Origin of the sequence: Rathayibacter sp. AY1C9 (genome assembly GCF_002932315.1) — a bacterium.
GTDB lineage: Bacteria > Actinomycetota > Actinomycetes > Actinomycetales > Microbacteriaceae > Rathayibacter.
On sequence record NZ_PSVZ01000003.1, the window covers coordinates 29,557 to 46,744 of the forward strand.

Sequence of the window (17,188 nt, forward strand, 5' to 3'; positions counted from 1 at the left end):
GCGGTCCGCGTGGCGGGACGCGCCTCCGCGGGCGGATACCGTGGACCCATGCGACTCGGCGTGCTCGACATCGGCTCCAACACGGTCCACCTGCTCCTCGTCGACGCGCACCCCGGCGCCCGCCCGGTGCCCTACCGCTCGCACAAGCGGAGCCTCGCTCTCGTGGCGCACCTCGACGAGGCGGGGGAGATCACCGAGCGTGGCCAGCGCGAGCTGATCGCGTTCGTGACCGAGGCCGCCGAGGTCGCCCGCGAGCACCGCGCGGAGGACCTGCTGGCGTTCGCGACCTCGGCGATCCGCGAGGCCGGCAACGGCGCGGCGGTCCTCGACCGGGTCCGCGCCGAGACGGGCGTGCACCTCCAGGAGCTCGGCGGCGAGGCGGAGGCGTCGGCCACCTTCCTCGCCGTGCGCCGCTGGTTCGGCTGGGGCGCGGGCTCGATCCTGGACCTCGACATCGGCGGCGGCTCGTTCGAGCTCTCGATGGGCGTGGACGAGGTGCCCGAGCTCGCCGTGTCGGTCCCGCTCGGAGCGGGGCGGGTGACGCGGGACCTGCTGGTCGGCGATCCCGCCTCGGCCACGAGCGTGAAGGCTGCCCGGCGTCACGCCCGCGAGGTGCTCGCGGAGCCCGTCCGCGGCTTCCTCGCCCTGGGGCGCCCCGACCTGGTCGCAGGCACGTCGAAGACCTTCCGGTCTCTGGCGCGGATCACCGGCGCCGCTCCGAGCGCCGCCGGTCCGCTGGTGCGCCGGGAGCTGCACCTGGTCGACCTCCGGCTGTGGTCCGCTCGCCTCGCCGCGATCAGCGCGGCCGACCGCTCAGCGCTGCCCGGCGTCTCCGCTCTGCGGGCTCCGCAGCTGCTCGCGGGCGCTCTCGTCGCGGAGGCGGCCATGGACGCCCTCGGCATCGAGACGCTGGTGATCTGCCCCTGGGCCACCCGCGAGGGGCTGATCATCCGCCGCTTCGAGCTGCTCGACGCGCAGATCCAGCGCGAGGACGTTCAGCTCAGCGCGATGCTGTAGGACAGCGACCGCCGGCCGCCCGGCTCGAGGACGATCTGGCGCGGCTTGTCGACGATGTCGCCGTCCCAGCCCTCGGGGGTCGGGACGCTCCGCCAGGGCTCGAGGCAGACGAACGGGGCCCCGACGGGCTTCCACACGCCGACCACGTCGAAGTCCCCGGTGTCGACGACGATCGCGCGGGCGGCGCCGTCGGCCTCGAGCCGGAGGGTCCGCCGGCGCGGCTCGTCGAAGATCATCACGCCCTCCTCGAAGTGCGCGTCGTCCACTGTCAGGACCCCGTCCTCGAGCGGCGCCGGGTGGCGCGCCTCGAGCAGCAGGTTCTCCGGAGCGCGGCGGTACCCCTCCGGCTCGGGCTGCGCGAAGCGGATGCGGTGCTCGCCGCGGCCCTCGGGCAGCGGCAGCGCGAAGGCCGGGTGGTTGCCGAGCGAGAAGCCCAGCGGAGAGGGACCCCTGTTCTCGACGGTCTGGGTGATCCGGAGCGAGGCGCCGGTCACGGCGTAGGCGATGAGGAGCGTCCAGTCGAAGGGGAACACCGCGCGCGTGGCGTCGTCGCTCCGGAGCCGGAACACCGCCTCGTCCGCCGAGACGCCCGCGAGCTCGAAGACCCGGTCCCGCGCGAAGCCGTGCTGCCCCATCCGGTGGTCCGCGCCGTCGTGGTGCAGCGTGTCGCCGGGGAGGCGCCCGATGATCGGGAACAGGACGGGAGCGTGCCGGCGCCACTCCGGGCCGGCCTGCCACAGGTACTCGCGGCCCTCGTCGTCGCGGAGGGACGTCATCTCGGCCCCGGCGGTCGTCAGGGCGAGGCGCAGGCTCTCGCTGCCGAGGGTGAGGACGGTGGGCGCGGGGGAGTCGCTGCTGGTCATCCTCCGATTCTGCCCGTCACGCGGTGCGGGCGGGGGTGTCGGCGGCGCGTGGCAGCATGGGGCGGTGCCTCCCGAGTCGACCCCCTCCTCCTGGCGCGCCCGCGTCGGCGAGCTCAGCGGATCCGCCGAGGCCGAGTCGCCGACCGTCCTCACTCCGATCGGGCTGCAGTTCGAGCTGCGCCGGCTGGTGCGCCGGGCCGACGATCCGTGGCGGGCGCCGGCGAGCGAGCGCGTCACGGCGAAGACCTACGACCCCGACGAGCGCCGCGACCACCGTCTGGCCACCCGCCCCGCCGTCCGTGGGCGCGGGGGCGCCTGGAACCGCACCACCCTCACCTGGAAGTCGCTGAACTTCCAGACCCACCGGCTCTCGCTCGACCCCGCTCACCAGCGCTGGTTCGCCGAGTTCGCGGCTCTGCACCGCGCCACGCGCACCGTCCACCTCGGGCAGGACCCCGACTGGATCCACCTCGACGACTACGAGAGCCCACTGCTCTGGCGGCTGCTCGAGCAGGCGCAGGCCGCCGGGATCCCGCTGCTCGCCCCGGAGAAGGGCGCGGTCCGTCTCGCCGGTCCCGCGCATGTGGCGGTGACGGTCTCGGCGGAGGAGGGAGCGCTCCGGCTGCGGCCCGTCCTGCGGATCGACGGCGCGGAGCACGCGCCCGAGTCGGCGCGTCCGGTCGCCCGGCACGGCGTCTACGCGGTCGAGGGCGGCGATCCGTCCTCGCTCCTGCTCGCGCCCGCGTCCCTGCCCTTCGACGACGAGGAGCTGCGGCTCCTCGACCACCCCGAGGAGACGGAGGTCCCGGCGGAGGACGTGCCCGAGTTCGTCGGCGAGCACCTCCCCGCCCTCCGCGGCCGCGTCGCGGTGCGCGAGGAGGGCGTCGACCTCGTCCTGGACGATCCGGAGCCCCCGCGCCTGGTCTGCACGGTCTCGTTCGAGCCGCGGCGCGCCGTCAGGCTGGGCTGGCACTGGCGCCGCTCGCCCGATCGCGCGGGCGAGCTCGACGGCACGGCCGACGCGGCTCTCGAGCGCGCGGTGCTCCGCCGGGTGCGCTCGGTGCTCGGCGAGGCCGGGTCCGCTCTCGTGCCGGAGCCGGGGACGAGCGCGGTCCTGCGCGGGGCCGAGGCGGCGGTGTTCGTGGTGGAGCAGCTCCCGCAGCTGGAGGGGATCGGCGGGGTCCGGATCGAGCGCGAGGGCGCGGCCCCGGACTACCGCCTGCTGACCGGACCGCTCACGCTCACCATCACCGCGGTCGACACCGAGAGCGCCGACTGGTTCGACCTCGGCGTCGTCCTGACCATCGGCGACGCGACCGTGCCGTTCCTGCCCCTCTTCCGCGCTCTGGCCGCGGGCGGCGACCGCATCCGCCTGGTCGACCACTCCTACCTCTCGCTCGCGCACCCCGGCCTCGACCGGCTCCGGGAGCTGCTGACCCGGGCGGACGAGCTCGTGGAGTGGGAGACGGGACCGCGGCTCGGCCGGCACCAGACCGGGCTGTGGAACGAGCTGGAGGAGCTCGCCGACGAGAGCGTCCCCTCCGACGCGTGGCGCGCCGTGCTCGACTCCGCGCTGGCCGCCGGGTCGCCGGAGGACGTGGAGCCGCCGGAGGGACTGACCGCCCGGCTGCGCCCGTACCAGCGGGCGGGCTACGCCTGGCTCGTCCACCGCCTCCGTCACGGGCTCGGCGGGATCCTGGCCGACGACATGGGCCTCGGCAAGACCCTGCAGGCGCTGGCCATGATGCTCGACGCGGTCGAGGAGGCGGGCCGCGCCGGGATCCGCCGCGCGCCGTTCCTCGTGGTCGCCCCCACCTCGGTCGTGCCGGGCTGGCGCTCGGAGGCCGAGCGCTTCGCGCCCGCCCTGCGCGTCCACGTCGTCGCGAGCTCGCGGGAGGGCGCGCTCGACGCGATCCCGGGCGACGCGGACGTGGTCCTCACCAGCTACGCGGTCCTGCGCCTCGGCGGCGAGCGCTGGGCGTCGAGGACGTGGTCGGCGCTGATCCTCGACGAGGCCCAGTTCGTCAAGAACCCCGCCTCACAGACGCACCGGGCCGCCCGCGGGGTCGGCGCGCCCGTCACGCTCGCGCTCACCGGCACACCGCTGGAGAACTCGCTCGACGAGCTCTGGGCGGTCCTCGCCCTGGTGGCGCCCGGGCTCCTGCCGCCGCAGCGCCGCTTCCGCGAGGAGTACACCCGGCCGATCCTGCACGCGGAGGCGCCCGTCGGCATCGGTTCGCCCGATCTGTCCGAGGGACGGACCGTCAGCCACACCGAGGGCGCGCGCCGCCGCCTCGAGAGACTGCGCCGGCGACTGCGTCCGTTCCTGCTCCGCCGCACCAAGGAGGCGGTGGCGCCGGAGCTCCCCGAGAAGCAGGAGCAGACGATCGAGGTCGCGCTGACGCCCGCCCACAGGGTGCTCTACGACGGCTACCTCCAGCGCGAGCGGCGGAAGCTCCTGGGCCTGGTCGACGACCTCGACCGGCAGCGCTTCACGGTGTTCCGATCGCTCACCCTCCTGCGCCTGCTCGCGCTCGACGCGTCCCTGGTCGACCCGGCCTACCGGCACGTCCCGTCCGCGAAGCTCGACGTGCTCGTCGAGCAGCTCGACGACGTGATCGCGGAAGGCCGTCGGGCCCTCGTCTTCAGCACCTTCACCTCGTACCTGGAGCGGGCGGGGGAGCGGCTGCGTCGGCGCGGCATCCCGTTCGTGCAGCTCGACGGCTCCACGCGGGACCGCGCGGGAGTGATCGAGGAGTTCCGCTCGGGAGCCGCGCCCGTCTTCCTGATCAGCCTGAAGGCGGGCGGCACCGGGCTCACCCTCACCGAGGCCGACCACGTCTTCATCCTCGACCCGTGGTGGAACCCGGCGGCCGAGGCGCAGGCCGTCGACCGCGCGCACCGCATCGGCCAGGAGCGGCGGGTGAACGTGTACCGCCTGGTGGCGACGGACACGATCGAGGAGAAGATCGTGCGCCTCCAGGAGCGCAAGGGCCGCCTCAGCACGGCGGTGCTCGACGAGGGCGAGCTCTTCGCCCGGGCGCTGTCGGCCGACGACGTCCGCGAACTGCTGGCCGAGTGACCACGGCCCCACGAAGGGTGACAGAACGGCCAGCCGCGGCCCAGGATCCGAGCGCACACTGAGCGGATGAGACGCCGCCGCCCCCGCCCCCGCGCCGACTGGATCGTCGCCCTCGAGAAGGGCGACGACGCCGGGCTCTTCGGACCGGGCAGCGCGGTCTGGGCGGTCAACGGCGGCCTGCCCACGATGATCGCCGGAGTGCGGGCTCTGCTCATGCAGACCCTCCATGCCGGAGCGATGGCCGGTGTGCACGACCACTCCCGCTACCGCGAGGACCCGATGGGCCGCCTCGACAACACGGTCCGCTGGGTCCTGACCACCAGCTTCGGCGACACCGCCGCGGCGAGCGGAGCGGCGCGCTGGGTGACTGGCGTGCACGAGCGGATCGTCGGCTCCTACGAGGACGCCGGCGGGCGTGAGCGCTCCTACTCGGCGCAGGACCCCCGCCTGCTGCTCTGGGTGCACGACGCCTTCACCGACGCGTTCCTCGGCGCCCACGAGATCTGGGGCGGACGGATCCCCGGCGGCCCCGACGCCTACGTGCGCGAGTGGGCCGCCTCCGGCCGGCTGCTCGGAGTGCAGGATCCGCCCGAGAGCGTCGCGGAGCTCCGCGCGCAGCTCGCCGGATTCGCGGGCGAGCTCAAGCCCGACGCACGCGTGCACGAGGCGGTCGGGTTCCTCCGCGACATCCGGCTGCCGGGCGAGGCGGGCGTGGTCTACCCGCTGCTGTTCGCCGGCGCGGTCGCCTCGCTCAGCCCCGAGGTGCGGAGGCTCCTGGGCCTCCGGCGCCCGTGGTGGCCCGCGATCACGGCGAACCGCCTGCTGTTCGTGTTCCTGGGCCGGTATCTCGGCCGGGTCTCGCCGAGCGAGCAGGCCGCGATCGACCGCATCGCCGGCCTCGACCAGGTTCGCACCGGCGCCTGACGCTCTTCCCGTACACCTGTCCGGGAAGTGGTAGACTGAAGTCGATGACTCCCGCCCGCCTCGCCTCCGTGCCCGCGGCGGAGTCCCCCTCGGCGCTCGGCTCCGCCGATCCGCGAGCCCGGCGCACCCGCCGCCGCGTGTTCGACGCGGTCGAGCGGCTCGTCATGCAGAGCGACGGCGAGAGGGCCGAGGGCATCGCGGTGAGCGACATCGTGCGCGAGGCCGGGATCAGCCGCAGCTCGTTCTACGCCCACTTCGACGACGCGGCGGGAGTCGCCTCCGCGCTGCTCCGCCAGGACCTCGTGGTCGCCGACGTCGCCGAGGGCGATCCCGCCGACCGCTCCGGAGCCGACGCCCTGCAGCGCGGCTACTCGCGGCTCGTCGAGCGGCTGGTCGACCGCCACGCCTTCCATGCCCGGCTCCGCGCGCGGGCCTCCGCCCGGGTCGCCTCCGACGACGCCGTGCTCGACACGGCGCTCGCCCTGCACCGCGAGGTGCTCGCCCGGGTCGACGTCCCCGCCGCGGTCGACCCCGAGCTCACCGCGGTCTTCGCGGCCGGCGGCGTCCTCTCCGTGGTCGGCGCCTGGCTCGCCGGCTCCCTCGACGGCACCGACGAGGAGCTGGTCGAGCACCTCGTCGCGCTGCTCCCGGCCTGGCTCGCCGCGGCGCCGCTGCGCCCCCTGGACTCCTCACTCCCACCACGCCCCACGACGAAAGGCACGACATGATGACATTCGAGGTCGGCGAGACCCTGGTCTACCCGCACCACGGAGCGGTGACGATCACCGGGCTCGAGAAGCGCTCGGTCAAGGGCGTCGAGAAGACGTTCATGACGATGAACGTGCACACCAGCGAGCTCACCATCACCCTCCCCGTCGAGAACGCCGAGCTCGTCGGCGTCCGCGAGATCATCGACGACGCCGGAGTCCAGGCGGTCTACGACGTCCTGCGCAGCGACGTCGCGGAGGAGGCCAGCAACTGGTCCCGCCGCTTCAAGGCCAACCAGGAGAAGATGGCCAGCGGCAGCGTGTACCGCGTCAGCGAGGTCGTCCGCGACCTGTGGCGCCGCGAGCAGGCCGGCGGCGTCTCGGCCGGCGAGAAGCGGATGCTCCTCAAGGCGCGTCAGATCCTCGTGTCGGAGCTCTCGCTCGCCCTGAAGGGCACCGACGAGGAGGCCTCGGCCAAGCTCGACGAGGTCCTCGCCTCGGCGATCTGACCCCGCGTCGCGGCGGGTCGGCTCACTCGGGCCGGCACGCCGCGATGATCCTCGCGGCGACCTCGTCCTGCGAGGCGGAGCCGTCGATCCGCACCAGGAGCTCGCGCTCGTCGTAGACCTCCGCCAGAGGAGCCGTCTCGCGCTCGTAGACCTCGATCCGGTTCCGCACCACCTCGGGGTCGTCGTCGGCGCGGTCCTGCTCCTGCGCCCGCACGTGCAGTCGTTCGAGGACCACGTCCGCGTCGGCCGTCAGCAGCACGACGCACGAGAGCGGCGTGCCCCGCTCCTCGAGGAGCTCCGCCAGCGCGTCCACCTGGGCGAGCGTGCGCGGGTAGCCGTCGAGGATGAACCCGTCCCGGGCGTCCTCCTCGGCGATGCGCTCGGCGACCAGGGCGTTCGTCAGCTCGTCCGGCACGTACTCGCCGGCCTCCACGAGCGCCCGCAGACGCCGTCCGAGGTCGGTGCCGTCGGCGACGTGCGCGCGGAACAGATCGCCGGTGGAGATCGCCGGCACCCCCAGCTCGCGCGACAGCACGGCCGCCTGGGTGCCCTTGCCCACGCCGGGCGGGCCCATCATGATGACGCGCATCGCTCGTCCTCCTCGGTGTCGTCAGGCGATGCTAGCGGTGCGGAGCGGCGTGGCCGGTGCACACCGCGCCCGTAGGCTGGCGGGACGAGCCGAGGAGGAGCGATGCCCGCAGCACCCGGGGCCGAGCAGGCCGCCGCCGATCTGGCCGCGCTCCTGCGCCAGGTCTCCGCCGAGCTCGACGCCCGCGGCATCGCCGACCAGGCCGTCGCCGAGCTGCGGACGCCGCGCGCGATCCTCGGCTTCCGCCGCAAGCCGGTGATGGCGCCGGTGACCCGCGCGTGGCGCCTCGGCGTGGTGCTCCTCGGACGCGAGGGCGAGCTCCTCGCGACGGGCTCGGTCACGCGTGCCGTCGCTCCGCTGCACGCCAACAACCAGTCCGAGTCGCAGGAGGCGCGCCGCGAGATCCGGCGCGCCGCCTTCGACGGTCCGTTCCAGGAGGGCGAGATCGTCAACTACGGCTGGCGGCGCCTCGCACTCGACGCCGCAGCGCTCGAGTCGGGCCAGGAGCCGCTGGCACTGCGCGGCTCCGAGGTGCTCGTGCGCTGGGCGCCCGGTCTGAGCGAGCAGGGACTGATGCCGCTGCGCCGGTACCTGGCCGACCGCCTCGACCTCCTCGAGGCCGACTAGCGCCGGGTCACTCCTCCTCGGCCACCGGGTGGAACCACGGCGGGTAGACGGCGACGCGGGGAGAGGCGTCGATGCCCTCGAAGAGAGCCTTGACGCGGTTGCGGGCGGCGACCGACGCCACGCCGACCGTCGCGACGCCCTCGAGCGGGAAGCGCTCGGGCACGAGCGCCTCGGCGCTGCGCAGGGCCGGCTCGTCGACCAGGAGGCGCGCGAAGGTGCGCACGAGCGCGTCGCCCTCGGTGAAGCGCGTGAGGACGTGGGAGGCGTCGCCGTCGCTCAGGACCGGGGCGGAGGCGAGCGAGCCCACCAGGACGACGTACTGCGAAGCGGTGGTCTCGTGGGCGCTCGGCGACCAGTGCGGAGCGACCCGCTCGCCGCGCAGGTCGGCCCAGAGGGCGGCGTCGGGGGAGAGGAAGAAGGGCACGAAGCCGGCGACGCTGACGCCGTCCTTCACCTGCACGGCACGGCGGTGCTCGCGGGTGGTCTCGGCGCTGACGTCGATCGCGGGGCGCTCCTGGAGCTGCTGGTCCGCCAGGATCGCGCCGGCGGCGACGATCGCCTCGAGGTTGTCGAGGTGGGTGACGTGGTAGATCCGCTGCGCGGCGATGTCGACCTTCGGCAGGGGCTTCTCGCGCGCCGTGCCGCGGGCGGCGGCACGGGCGGTGGCCGCACGGGAGGTCCCGGGCACGCGCGCGGGGGCGCGGGTGGCACGGCCGACCTGCTCGGGGAGCTTCTTCGGGGTGCAGACGTCGCAGAGCGCGATGTCGAGGCCGTGGATGCATTCGGTGGGCACTCTGGATTCCTTCTGCGCGCGGGCTCGGGGTTCCGCCGCAGGGACGACGTTACGCGACCGGGGCCCTCGCGCGTCCCGGCGGCGGGGATCTGCGGAGCCGCGGCGTCCGCCCGGGCATCCTCTGGGAGGCGCCGGAGCACCGCTCCCCGCCGCGTAGCGTGAGCGGGATGAAGCGCGTGCCGCCCGCCGAGGGCCAGGAATCCGTCTGGGACTACCCGCGACCCCCGAGGGTCGAGACCACCGCCGAGCACGTGGTCGTGCGGCTGGGCGGCGTCGTCGTCGCCGAGACCCGCGACGCTCTCCGCGTCCTCGAGACGAGCCACCCTCCCGTCTACTACCTCCCCGTGTCCTCGTTCGCGCCCGGGGCGCTCGAGCCCGCGCCCGGCCGCAGCATCTGCGAGTTCAAGGGCGCGGCCTCCTACCTCACCGTGCGCGGGGGAGGAGGAGCGGTCGCGGAGGCGGCGGGCTGGACGTACCCCGAGCCGATGGACGGCTTCGAGGCCCTCGTCGACACGGTCGCCCTCTACCCCGCCCGGATGGACTCCTGCACGGTCGACGGCGAGGCGGTCCAGCCGCAGCCGGGCGACTTCTACGGCGGCTGGATCACCTCGCGCGTGGTCGGTCCGTTCAAGGGCTCGCCGGGCACGATGTTCTGGTGAATCAGACGGGGGAGGGCGGACCGAGCGGGTCCTGGACGAGGACCGCTCGTGCGGCGTCGATCCCCGAGGCCTCCAGCGTCCATTCCGGCCGCACCAGGGTCTCCGGTGTGACGCGGAACCGCAGCTCCTCGACCGACATACCGTCCGGACCGACGATCCGGTGCGTCCCGTTCGGCCGGTAGCCGAGGGCCTCCGAGACCCGGATCGAGCGGGTGTTCCAGGCGAGAGCGGCGCTCTCGGCGACCTCGGCTCCGAGGTGGTCGAAGGCGAGGAGGAGGACGGCGGCGCGCATCTCCTGCCCGAGGCCGCGGCCCTGCGCCGAGCGGGTGAGCCACGAGCCCGAGGTCAGGGTGCGGGTGGCGGCGAAGGACTCGGCGACCACGTCCTGGCAGCCGACGACCCGGCCGTCCTCGACCACGGCGAACGCGACGCGCCACGACTCCCGCGTCGTCTGCGCGCGCTGCGACCAGTGGAAGCGGGCGAGCTCGCCGGGCAGGCGCTCCGCCGGCGCCTCGGCCCAGGGGGAGGGGAACGGCGAGCGGCCGCTCTCGTGCACGCCCGCGAGGGCTGCCTCGGCGAGAGGGCCGAGGTCGGCGTCGCGGACCGGATGCAGCTCGAGCCGCGGCGTGCGCAGCTCCAGCGAGAACAGGGGCCAGGGGTCGGTGCTCATCCGACGACGCTAGCGAGCGGAGGCGCGCACCGCGCGACCAGGCGGGTACCGGTGGTGGGACTCGAACCCACAAGCCCTCTCGGACAGAGCATTTTGAGTGCCCCGCGTCTGCCATTCCGCCACACCGGCTCATCACCAGCCCGTCGAGAATACCGTAGGCTCATCGGCGTGACTGACCAGGAACCCTCGTCGACCGCACCCCGTCGGGTCGTCGTCGCCGAAGACGAATCCCTCATCCGCCTCGACATCGTGGAGATCCTCCGCGACAACGGCTTCGAGGTCGTCGGCGAGGCCGGCGACGGAGAGACCGCTGTGGCCCTCGCCACCGAGCTGCGCCCCGATCTCGTCATCATGGACGTCAAGATGCCCCAGCTCGACGGCATCTCGGCGGCCGAGCGCCTCTCGAAGGCGCACATCGCGCCCGTCGTCCTGCTCACCGCCTTCAGCCAGAAGGAGCTCGTCGAGCGCGCCAGCGAGGCCGGAGCGCTCGCCTACGTCGTGAAGCCCTTCACGCCCAACGACCTGCTGCCCGCGATCGAGATCGCCCTCTCGCGGTACGCCCAGATCCTCACCCTCGAGGCCGAGGTCGCCGACATGGTCGAGCGCTTCGAGACCCGCAAGCTCGTCGACCGCGCCAAGGGCCTGCTCAACGAGAAGATGGGGCTCACCGAGCCCGAGGCGTTCCGCTGGATCCAGAAGGCCTCCATGGACCGCCGGCTCACCATGCACGACGTCGCGCAGGCGATCATCGAGCAGCTGAGCACGAAGAAGGCCTAGCGCGAGGCCGGGCCCGAGGGCCCACGGCCTCAGGGCCAGAGGCGGGTGCGCTCCCACGGGGAGCCGCCCGCCTCCTTCGTTCCCGGGCGGTACTCGAGACGGGTGTGATCCTGCTCCGGCGCGGTCGAGCCCTGCCAGAACTCGATGCGCTCGGGCACGACGCGGTAGACGGCCCACTCCCGGTCGAGCGTCGCGGGCGAGCAGCCCACGGCGACGCTGGTCTGGAGCGTGACGAGGCCGAAGTCCTGCGCGCTGCGCATCGGCTCGCTCTGGCGTCCGACGAGCAGGGCGGTGCGAGCGGCCTCGGAGCGGCGGCGGAAGTCGTCGGCCGACTCCTGCGCGGAGGCGCGCTCGACCCGGCCCTCGACCCGGACCTGACGGCCCTGGACCGGCCAGAAGAAGGTCAGCGCGGCGTGCGGGTTCTCCTCCATGGCGCGTCCCTTGGGGCTGGTGGCATGGGTGGAGAACGCCCAGCCCGCCTCGTCGATCTCGCGCAGCACGAGCACGCGCGCCGAGACCGTGCCGTCGTCGGAGGCGGTGGAGAGCGTGGCGCCGTGGGGGAGGAGCTGGCCAACGTCCTTCGCCTCCTCGAGCCACTGCGCGAACAGCTCGAGAGGATCGGCCGGAGCCGCCTCCGCATCGAACGAGGGCAGCTCGGAGGGCATGGACGGGAGGCTCTTGAGGAGATGGCGAAGGCTCATCCGCTCAGTGTCGCCCTTCGGGCACCACCGGGCACAGTCGCGCGCCGTCGCTTGACAGTGCCGCTCGCCGCGGTGCCGGGTCCCCGAGCGGCGCGGCCGACCGGTCGATCCCCCGTCGCTCGCAGGCGCGGGCGGTCCCGACGGCGGTCGCGGTCCTGGGCGCGGTCGTCGCCCTCCGCTCCCGCGAGGGGGACCCGTCCGCTCCCGTCAGCGGGCGTCGCGGATGATGTTGGTGATCCGCACGGTGGAGAGGCGGCGCCCCTCCTGGTCGCGCACGACGATCTCGTGGGTGGTGAGGGTGGAGCCCAGGTGGATCGCGTCGCAGGTGGCGATCACGAAGCCCGAGTGGACCGACCGGCTGTGGCTCGCGTTCAGCTCGATGCCCATCGCCAGGCGGCCCGCGCCGGCGTGCACGTTCGCCGCGATCGAGCCCATCGACTCGGCGAGCACGACGTGCGCGCCGCCGTGCAGGATGCCGACCGGCTGCCGGTTGCCCTCGACGGGCATCGAGGCCACCGAGTGCTGCGGGGTGAGCTCGTGCCAGAGGATCCCCATCCGCTCGGCGAGCTCGCCCATGCCGCGGCCGATCCCGGCGACCAGGTCGAGCGCGGGCGGGCGGATCCAGGCGGTCGTGGTGGGGGTCGGCTCGGTCACGTCGCTCCTCGCGCTGGAGCCTCGGAGCGGCCCTGACCGGCGGGCGCGAGCGGGCCGATCCGGTGTCGGAGGCGCTGTGTAGTCTGGCCCTGTGTCAGATCCGGAACAGCCTACCCTCCTGCTCGTCGACGGCCATTCCCTGGCGTTCCGGGCGTTCTACGCGCTCCCGGTCGACAGCTTCCAGACCCGCGAGGGCCAGCACACGAACGCCATCCACGGCTTCCTCTCGATGCTGATCCTGCTGCTGAAGAACGAGAAGCCGACCCACCTCGGCGTCGCGTTCGACATCTCCCGCTACTCGTTCCGCACCCGCGAGTACCCGGAGTACAAGGGCACCCGCGGCGAGACGCCGCCCGAGTTCAAGGGCCAGGTCCCCCTCCTCGAGGAGGCGCTGCACGCCATGAACATCCGGACCGTCTCGAAGGAGGACTTCGAGGCCGACGACATCCTCGCGACGCTCGCGCGCCAGGGGGCCGAGGCCGGCTTCCGCGTGCTGGTCGTCTCGGGCGATCGCGACACCATCCAGCTGGTGACCCCGGACGTCACCCTGCTCTACCCCTCCACCCAGGGCGTCTCGCAGCTCACCCGCTACGACCGCGACAAGGTGTTCGAGAAGTACGGCGTCGAGCCGCACCATTACCCCGAGATCGCCGCCCTCGTCGGCGAGACCAGCGACAACCTGCCCGGCGTCGACAAGGTCGGCCCCAAGACGGCCGCGAAGTGGGTCAACCAGTACGGCACGGTCGCCGACATCATCGCCCACGCCGACGAGATCAAGGGCGTGGTCGGCGAGAAGCTGCGCGAGCAGAAGGAGAACGCGCTCCGCAACCGCCGCCTCAACCGGCTGGTGACGGACGTCGAGCTCCCCCTCGGGCCGCACGATCTGACGCGCCGTCCGATCGATCCCGACGCGGTCCGCGAGATCTTCAGCCGCCTCGAGTTCAAGACCCTGCAGGAGCGGGTCCTCACGATCGCCGCGGAGGAGGGCGTCGACGGCGCTGCCGCGGCCCTGGCGGGCGACGTGGTCACGACCTCCGCACCCGCCGTCCGCACCCTGGTCGACGAGGAGCTCGCGCACTGGCTCGACCGCGTGTCGGCGAAGGGCACCGCGCCGGTCGCCGTGCACGTCCTGCTCGGAGCCGGCGGGCTCGAGGGTGTGGGCCTCGCGGTCGAGAAGGAGACGGCGTTCGTCCCGTGGGCCGCCGAGCGGCCCGACTACACCGCGCTCGAGCAGTGGCTGGCCGGGCCCGCCCCCAAGTACTTCGCCGACGCGAAGCCCCAGATCAAGGCGCTGCGGAGGGCCGGACTCCCCGTCGCGGGGCTCGCGTTCGACACCCGCGTCGCCTCCTGGCTGGTGCAGCCCACCGGGCATCCGGCCACGCTCGCGGCGCAGGTCGCGCAGCACCTCGACGAGACCATGGCGCAGGGCGACCCGAACCAGCTGGTCCCCACCGTCGAGCCGATGGGGCCCGCCACCGAGGCCTGGTACGCGTACCGGCTCGTCGCTCCGCTGCGCGAGCGGCTGGGCGAGGGGATGCTCTCGGTGCTCGTCGACATCGAGCTGCCGATCGTCCAGGTCCTCGCGACGATGGAGCTCACCGGCGTCGCGATCGACGCCGACGTGCTGGCGCGCCTCCGCGCCGAGCTGACCGTCTCGGCCGCCGACCTCGCGAGCCGCGCGTTCGCCGAGATCGGCCACGAGATGAACCTCGGCTCGCCCAAGCAGCTGCAGCAGGTCCTCTTCGAGGAGCTCGACATGCCGCGCACCCGGGCCACGAAGACGGGCTACACCACCGACGCCTCCGCCCTCGCCGACCTGCAGGAGTCCCACCCGCACCCGTTCCTCGGGCTGCTCCTCGAGCACCGCGACGCGACCAAGCTCAAGCAGATCATCGAGACGCTCGAGAAGTCGGTCACCGCCGACGGCCGGATCCACACCAGCTACGACCAGACCGGCACGGCCACCGGCCGGATCTCCTCCAACGACCCGAACCTGCAGAACATCCCCGTCCGCAGCGAGGTGGGCCGCCGCATCCGCACCGCCTTCGTCCACGGAGCGGAGGCGAGCACCCTCCTCACCGCCGACTACTCGCAGATCGAGATGCGGATCATGGCGCACCTCTCCGGGGACGCCGGGCTGATCGAGGCCTTCCACTCCGGCGAGGACCTGCACCGCTTCGTCGGATCGCGGATCTTCGGCGTCGATCCGGGCGACGTCACCTCGGCCATGCGCAACAAGGTCAAGGCGATGTCCTACGGCCTCGCCTACGGCCTGAGCGCCTTCGGCCTGTCGAAGCAGCTGCGCATCTCGAGCGCCGAGGCCAAGCAGCTGATGACCGACTACTTCGTCCGCTTCGGCGCGGTGCGCGACTACCTCCGCAGCGTCGTCGAGCAGGCCCGCGAGACCGGCTACACCGAGACGATCTTCGGACGCCGGCGTCCGTTCCCCGACCTGCAGAGCGCGAACCGCGTCCTCCGCGACAACGCTGAGAGGGCGGCACTCAACTCGCCGATCCAGGGCTCGGCCGCCGACATCATGAAGCGCGCGATGATCGGCGTGCAGGCCGACCTCGACGAGCAGGGGCTCGGCTCTCGGATGCTCCTCCAGGTGCACGACGAGCTGATCTTCGACGTCGCCCCCGGCGAGGAGGAGCCGCTCGAGGCGATCGTCCGCGGCCGGATGGCGGGTGCCGCCGACCTGAGCGTCCCGCTCGAGGTGCAGGTGGGCCACGGGTCCGACTGGGACGTCGCCGCGCACTGAGCCGGCCGCAGGGCCTGGCTAGGCTCGGAGGCATGAGCACCGACACCCCCCGCGAGCCCACCGCCGTCGACGCCGTCGCCGAGCGCTGGGTCGACACGCTCGTCGACCTCGACCCCACCCTCGGCACCGCGATCGGACGCAGCGGCGCGAACGGCCGTCTGGGCGACTACTCGCCGGCCGGTCTCGAGCAGGCCCGGGCGGCGACCGCCTCGGCCCTCGCCGAGCTCGAGGCCGCCGACCCCGTGGACGACGTCGACTGCGTCACGGTCGCCGACCTCGGCGCCGAGCTCCGGCTCTCCCTGGAGGGGCACGACGCCGGTCTGCCGCTGCGGGACCTCAACGTGATCGCGTCCCCGGCGCAGGAGCTGCGCGACGTCTTCGACCTGATGCCGACGGACGAGGTCGCCGACTGGGAGGCGGTCGCCGAGCGGCTGCTGGCCGTGCCGGCCGCCCTAGAGGGCTACGCGGAGACCCTGCGCGAGGGGATCCGCACCGGCGTGGTCCCCGCCCGCCGCCAGGTCGAGCTCGTCGCCGAGCAGGCGCGGAAGATCGCCGCTCCCCGCGGGTTCTTCGCCGAGCTGGCCGCGGAGGCCGCTCCCGCCGCCGGATCCCTGCCCGCGTCGCTCGCTCAGCGACTGGAGGACGGCGCCCGCCGTGCCTCGGCCGCCTACGGGTCGCTCGCGCAGTTCCTCCGGGGCGAGCTCGCCCCCGCCGCGACCGAGCAGGACGCCGTCGGCCGGGAGCTGTACGCGCTGCACTCCCGCCGCTTCCTCGGCGCTGTCGTCGACCTCGACGAGACCTACGAGTGGGGGATCGAGGAGCTGGCCCGCATGACGTCCGAGCAGGAGGCGATCGCGCGCGAGATCCTGCCCGGCGCCTCCGTCGCCGAGGCGATCGCCCACCTCGAGGCGGACCCGGCCCGCACTCTGCACGGCGTCGACGCTCTGCAGGCCTGGATGCAGGAGACCAGCGACCGCTCCGTCCGCGAGCTCGCCGGCACCGCCTTCGACATCCCGGAGGAGGTGCGCCGCCTCGAGTGCAGGATCGCGCCGACCCAGGAGGGCGGCATCTACTACACCGGTCCGAGCGACGACTTCTCGCGCCCGGGGCGGATGTGGTGGTCGGTCCCGGCCGGAGTCACCGAGTTCGCCACCTGGCGGGAGCTGACCACGGTCTACCACGAGGGCGTCCCGGGCCATCACCTGCAGATCGGCCAGGCCGTCCACAACCGCGCCCGCCTCAACACCTGGCGCCGTCAGCTCGCCGGGACCTCCGGCCATGCCGAGGGCTGGGCGCTCTACGCGGAGCGGCTGATGGAGCGCTTCGGCTACCTCGACGACCCGGCCGACCGCCTGGGCATGCTCGACGGCCAGCGGATGCGCGCGGCGCGCGTCGTGCTGGACATCGGCGTGCACCTCCAGAAGCCGATGCCGGGCTCCGGCACCGTCTGGACCGCCGAGTCGGCCCTCGACTTCATGCGGGCCAACGTGAACATGGACGACGCGTTCGTGCGCTTCGAGGTGAACCGGTACCTCGGCTGGCCGGGGCAGGCTCCGTCCTACAAGATCGGGCAGCGGATCTGGGAGCAGCTGCGCGACGAGGCGGAGGCGCGCGAGGGCGCCGCGTTCTCGCTCGCGGCCTTCCACCGGAGGGCGCTCGACCTCGGCGGCGTCGGTCTCGACACCCTCCGCTCCTCCCTCGCCGGCTGACTCCGGAACCCGCGCCTGGACGGGCGCGGCGAGATTGCCGTGCGCCTCCCGGGGCGTCTAAGCTGGGGTGTCACATCTGTGGCGCCGCCGTGCCCGCGGCGCGCGAGGAAGGCCGGTCCTCCGGCCGGCCGAGCGCGGCTCCCGGG

At 73.7% G+C, this 17,188-nt stretch carries 16 protein-coding genes and 1 tRNA gene; 10 read left to right on the plus strand and 7 right to left on the minus strand.

The window, feature by feature from the left end:
• Nucleotides 1-48: 48 nt before the first annotated feature.
• Nucleotides 49-1,017, plus strand: coding sequence for an exopolyphosphatase (locus tag C5D09_RS03565; protein WP_104232654.1), 969 nt, complete (start codon nt 49-51; stop codon nt 1,015-1,017).
• On the opposite strand, the gene C5D09_RS03570 is transcribed toward C5D09_RS03565, so the two are convergent.
• Nucleotides 996-1,880 carry an aldose 1-epimerase family protein gene (locus C5D09_RS03570; RefSeq protein WP_104221873.1) on the minus strand — a complete coding sequence of 295 codons (885 nt, stop codon included), beginning with the start codon at nt 1,878-1,880 and terminating at the stop codon, nt 996-998. The genes C5D09_RS03565 and C5D09_RS03570 overlap by 22 nt on opposite strands.
• Nucleotides 1,881-1,944: 64 nt before the next feature.
• Here C5D09_RS03570 and C5D09_RS03575 point away from each other — a divergent pair, with 64 nt between their 5' ends.
• The 4 genes from C5D09_RS03575 (at nt 1,945) to C5D09_RS03590 (ending at nt 7,102) form a co-directional block, all read left to right on the plus strand.
• Nucleotides 1,945-4,962, plus strand: coding sequence for a DEAD/DEAH box helicase (locus tag C5D09_RS03575; protein ID WP_104268681.1), 3,018 nt, complete (start codon nt 1,945-1,947; stop codon nt 4,960-4,962).
• Between the two features lie 66 nt (nt 4,963-5,028).
• Entirely contained in the window at nt 5,029-5,886 is an 858-nt protein-coding gene (locus tag C5D09_RS03580) for an oxygenase MpaB family protein (protein ID WP_104221875.1), read from the plus strand.
• Nucleotides 5,887-5,930: 44 nt separating this feature from the next.
• Complete coding sequence (locus C5D09_RS03585) at nt 5,931-6,614, plus strand: TetR/AcrR family transcriptional regulator (protein WP_104221877.1); 684 nt, start codon at nt 5,931-5,933, stop codon at nt 6,612-6,614.
• Nucleotides 6,614-7,102 (plus strand): CarD family transcriptional regulator, encoded by a 489-nt coding sequence (locus tag C5D09_RS03590; protein WP_068257183.1) that lies wholly within the window; start codon nt 6,614-6,616, stop codon nt 7,100-7,102. The genes C5D09_RS03585 and C5D09_RS03590 overlap by 1 nt, the downstream gene beginning before the upstream one ends.
• Nucleotides 7,103-7,124: 22 nt before the next feature.
• On the opposite strand, the gene C5D09_RS03595 is transcribed toward C5D09_RS03590, so the two are convergent.
• Nucleotides 7,125-7,691: an adenylate kinase gene (locus C5D09_RS03595; RefSeq protein WP_104221879.1), complete on the minus strand. Its 567-nt coding sequence runs from the start codon at nt 7,689-7,691 to the stop codon at nt 7,125-7,127.
• Between the two features lie 102 nt (nt 7,692-7,793).
• Here C5D09_RS03595 and C5D09_RS03600 point away from each other — a divergent pair, with 102 nt between their 5' ends.
• Complete coding sequence (locus C5D09_RS03600; protein ID WP_104263170.1) at nt 7,794-8,318, plus strand: hypothetical protein; 525 nt, start codon at nt 7,794-7,796, stop codon at nt 8,316-8,318.
• Between the two features lie 7 nt (nt 8,319-8,325).
• On the opposite strand, the gene C5D09_RS03605 is transcribed toward C5D09_RS03600, so the two are convergent.
• The gene (locus C5D09_RS03605) at nt 8,326-9,111 is read right to left on the minus strand and encodes a DarT ssDNA thymidine ADP-ribosyltransferase family protein (RefSeq protein WP_104221883.1); all 786 of its coding nucleotides are present in this window, start codon (nt 9,109-9,111) and stop codon (nt 8,326-8,328) included.
• A 167-nt stretch (nt 9,112-9,278) separates the two neighbouring features.
• Between C5D09_RS03605 and C5D09_RS03610 the strand changes: the two genes are divergently transcribed.
• Nucleotides 9,279-9,770: a DUF427 domain-containing protein gene (locus C5D09_RS03610; protein WP_104268629.1), complete on the plus strand. Its 492-nt coding sequence runs from the start codon at nt 9,279-9,281 to the stop codon at nt 9,768-9,770.
• Between the two features lies 1 nt (nt 9,771).
• On the opposite strand, the gene C5D09_RS03615 is transcribed toward C5D09_RS03610, so the two are convergent.
• Together C5D09_RS03615 and C5D09_RS03620 are read right to left on the minus strand one after the other, a co-directional pair.
• Entirely contained in the window at nt 9,772-10,440 is a 669-nt protein-coding gene (locus C5D09_RS03615) for a GNAT family N-acetyltransferase (RefSeq protein ID WP_104260731.1), read from the minus strand.
• 46 nt (nt 10,441-10,486) lie between these two features.
• Nucleotides 10,487-10,569 (minus strand) — tRNA-Leu (locus C5D09_RS03620).
• A 39-nt stretch (nt 10,570-10,608) separates the two neighbouring features.
• Between C5D09_RS03620 and C5D09_RS03625 the strand changes: the two genes are divergently transcribed.
• Nucleotides 10,609-11,217, plus strand: a complete 609-nt coding sequence (locus C5D09_RS03625) for an ANTAR domain-containing response regulator (protein ID WP_104221889.1) — start codon at nt 10,609-10,611, stop codon at nt 11,215-11,217.
• A gap of 29 nt (nt 11,218-11,246) precedes the next feature.
• On the opposite strand, the gene C5D09_RS03630 is transcribed toward C5D09_RS03625, so the two are convergent.
• Both C5D09_RS03630 and C5D09_RS03635 read right to left on the minus strand, forming a co-directional pair.
• The gene (locus C5D09_RS03630; RefSeq protein ID WP_104268630.1) at nt 11,247-11,918 is read right to left on the minus strand and encodes a pyridoxal 5'-phosphate synthase; all 672 of its coding nucleotides are present in this window, start codon (nt 11,916-11,918) and stop codon (nt 11,247-11,249) included.
• A 207-nt stretch (nt 11,919-12,125) separates the two neighbouring features.
• Nucleotides 12,126-12,572 carry a PaaI family thioesterase gene (locus C5D09_RS03635; RefSeq protein ID WP_374953047.1) on the minus strand — a complete coding sequence of 149 codons (447 nt, stop codon included), beginning with the start codon at nt 12,570-12,572 and terminating at the stop codon, nt 12,126-12,128.
• Nucleotides 12,573-12,663: 91 nt separating this feature from the next.
• On the opposite strand from C5D09_RS03635, the gene polA reads away from it, so the two are divergent.
• Together polA and C5D09_RS03645 are read left to right on the plus strand one after the other, a co-directional pair.
• The gene (gene polA / locus C5D09_RS03640; protein WP_104268631.1) at nt 12,664-15,333 is read left to right on the plus strand and encodes a DNA polymerase I; all 2,670 of its coding nucleotides are present in this window, start codon (nt 12,664-12,666) and stop codon (nt 15,331-15,333) included.
• A 32-nt stretch (nt 15,334-15,365) separates the two neighbouring features.
• Nucleotides 15,366-17,042 (plus strand): DUF885 domain-containing protein, encoded by a 1,677-nt coding sequence (locus C5D09_RS03645; RefSeq protein WP_104268632.1) that lies wholly within the window; start codon nt 15,366-15,368, stop codon nt 17,040-17,042.
• Nucleotides 17,043-17,188: the final 146 nt, after the last annotated feature.

Bases quoted from the DNA above. Each gene is read 5' to 3' on its own strand.
- C5D09_RS03565 (WP_104232654.1), top strand. From the start codon at position 49: ATGCGACTCGGCGTGCTCGACATCGGCTCCAACACGGTCCACCTGCTC.
- C5D09_RS03570 (WP_104221873.1), bottom strand. From the start codon at position 1,880: ATGACCAGCAGCGACTCCCCCGCGCCCACCGTCCTCACCCTCGGCAGC.
- C5D09_RS03580 (WP_104221875.1), top strand. From the start codon at position 5,029: ATGAGACGCCGCCGCCCCCGCCCCCGCGCCGACTGGATCGTCGCCCTC.
- C5D09_RS03585 (WP_104221877.1), top strand. From the start codon at position 5,931: ATGACTCCCGCCCGCCTCGCCTCCGTGCCCGCGGCGGAGTCCCCCTCG.
- C5D09_RS03590 (WP_068257183.1), top strand. From the start codon at position 6,614: ATGACATTCGAGGTCGGCGAGACCCTGGTCTACCCGCACCACGGAGCG.
- C5D09_RS03595 (WP_104221879.1), bottom strand. From the start codon at position 7,691: ATGCGCGTCATCATGATGGGCCCGCCCGGCGTGGGCAAGGGCACCCAG.
- C5D09_RS03600 (WP_104263170.1), top strand. From the start codon at position 7,794: ATGCCCGCAGCACCCGGGGCCGAGCAGGCCGCCGCCGATCTGGCCGCG.
- C5D09_RS03610 (WP_104268629.1), top strand. From the start codon at position 9,279: ATGAAGCGCGTGCCGCCCGCCGAGGGCCAGGAATCCGTCTGGGACTAC.
- C5D09_RS03615 (WP_104260731.1), bottom strand. From the start codon at position 10,440: ATGAGCACCGACCCCTGGCCCCTGTTCTCGCTGGAGCTGCGCACGCCG.
- C5D09_RS03630 (WP_104268630.1), bottom strand. From the start codon at position 11,918: ATGAGCCTTCGCCATCTCCTCAAGAGCCTCCCGTCCATGCCCTCCGAG.
- C5D09_RS03645 (WP_104268632.1), top strand. From the start codon at position 15,366: ATGAGCACCGACACCCCCCGCGAGCCCACCGCCGTCGACGCCGTCGCC.